The following is a 2,001-nucleotide window of genomic DNA, read 5'->3' on the forward strand; positions in this document are numbered from 1 at the left end:
GCGTCTACATCAACATGGAAAACCGGGATGACTGAAGCGCCTCAGACCGAATTTCCATCCCTCAGGTTGCTCAATCCACCGGCTAACTCTTGGCAGGTATCTTTGTGAGCGGCGAGGTCTTCGACAAACGTTCCAAGTTTTTCAATATAATGCCTTTGGTGTTAGTGATTTCTAATCCCCATAAGTCGGCTAAGCCCTGAATGGCAAGCTCTGTATCCCAAGGCATTGCCGGGTGATCGCCGATCTGGGCAAAAGGACCATCCGATTCAGTTAGAATGCGATCTCTGGGCATCTTCTCAATAAGCGTGCGTCCCTTTTTGCTCCGCAACATCGGCGGTCCGACACTAAACCAGCAGCCGCATTCGATTGCTTGATCCAACTCGCGGAAACTGCCTGAAAACCAGTGCAGAATGGGTGTGCCCGCATCAGGGTGCGTTTGGATCTCATCGAGAACAGCTCGGCTCGCACGACGACTATGGATCGACATTATCCGTCCACCGGCATCGGAGCAGGCTTCAAGAATGTGGCGGAATACCCGGAGCTGGTCGTCCCAGTGCTCCTTAAATTCAGGGGCACCGTCGAGACCGATCTCCCCAACGTACCGCGTCTCAGGAAGCAGGCGGTCGAATAGAGACAGCTCTGTTTTGCGCTGATGTGCAAGTTGGGGATGAAGACCCAGAGCCGTCCTGATGCGAGCGCGCTCAAGCTTCTTGGTTCCGGACCAAGCACTCGGTGTAGTCGTAACGGAAAGTACGTAGATCTGCTCTTTTTCGCAGCGATCAGCAACGCTGACGGGATCGGGAAACAGGTCAAGGTGACAGTGGAAATCGATCATTTCACGCCGGCCGTTTTCAGAAAATCGTCGAGCTCATCCAGGCCCCGCCGAACGACCTCTCTATAGGGAGTGGCGTCGCCCAATGAGGTGGCGTTCAACCGCGGTCTGATCCAGCGTTCAAAGCCTTGAGCGTTTGCTTCTGCGACGGCTAATGCTGCCGAGCGGACATCATCGAACCGGGCGTGCTCGGCGTCATTTTTCGAAAGGTCGTCATAGACATAGTCCGTCGTGTCCTTTTCCCCCCACTTATGGAATGCTGCACGTCGGATCAGGCATGGGAGGCAGCGGCCGCAATGTTTATACTTGCGGACGAAGCGGCCACAACTCGTTGTTTGTGCGGCATGCTTCTTTAGGAAAGTCTGATCAGCGCCTTCCCGAAGCATTTCTCCTTTGGTCTTGAATTGGTAAGGGTTTTCGATCTTCACATTAAGGTCGGCCGCCGTCAGGAGTGTTTGGAACTGGCTTATAAAGTTGGGGTGGGTTGTTCGAGTGCTAAGGCTTCCCACTCGCGCGGTGGTTAAGGCCGGATTGATCGATATGAATCCATTTTCGCACACATACAGGGTTACATCCTGGCCATCATGGTAGCGTGCCAAGGAGGTTGCCAGTAGTACGCCATAGGTGAGGAAAATAATGGAGCGCGCGCGTTGCGTAAGATCGTTTTGCCACGGGCAGGAAACATTGTGGTTGAGCTCAAGACGACTGAGGCCGCCCGCCATCCTGCTAGCGAAATAGGCTTGCTTTTGTTTGTCTCCCGGGGAGACCTGACTGACGAGATAGGGCTTCTTTCCGTCTGCCGCTAAATCGGCGGCCCCAATGAGACTGTCCAGACCACCAGAGAGAAGGCAGACACAATCTTCAGCCGGTCTGATTTGTTTGCGTTTTGAAGGGGGGGAGGGCAGGACGCCTCCGTCGACGAACTCCAAGGTCCATAGATCCGTTGTCAGAAAGCGGAGCTGGTTTTCTAACAACTCCTTTTGGGATGACCAGAAGGTGGGGTCACTCACGGCGATACGGAGATCAAGTTCACGAGTCCAGCCGTCTGGACTCTTGCTTCGGCCGACCGCCGTATCTGCCGCAATAACGGAAGGCTCAGTTTGCGTTAGATATGCATGCTGGTTGTTTGGGCGAGATAAGTCCGGCGATGCATGCCAGGATTGCACGGG

Annotated in this window: 2 protein-coding genes; both read right to left on the minus strand. The window is 54.3% G+C overall.

Features of this window, described 5'->3' with window-relative positions:
- Positions 1-82 precede the first annotated feature (82 nt).
- Positions 83-835 carry a Qat anti-phage system TatD family nuclease QatD gene (qatD, locus tag GHC57_RS18950; protein ID WP_153347201.1) on the minus strand — a complete coding sequence of 251 codons (753 nt, stop codon included), beginning with the start codon at positions 833-835 and terminating at the stop codon, positions 83-85.
- A partial coding sequence (gene qatC, locus GHC57_RS18955) for a Qat anti-phage system QueC-like protein QatC (protein ID WP_211369260.1) occupies positions 832-2,001 on the minus strand: 1,170 nt, incomplete at its 5' end. The genes qatC and qatD, both read right to left, overlap by 4 nt.

The organism is Roseospira navarrensis (assembly GCF_009601025.1).
Classification (GTDB): domain Bacteria; phylum Pseudomonadota; class Alphaproteobacteria; order Rhodospirillales; family Rhodospirillaceae; genus Rhodospira; species Rhodospira navarrensis.

Excerpts from the sequence above, each read along its gene's own strand:
- qatD (WP_153347201.1), bottom strand. The coding sequence starts at position 835 with ATGATCGATTTCCACTGTCACCTTGACCTGTTTCCCGATCCCGTCAGC.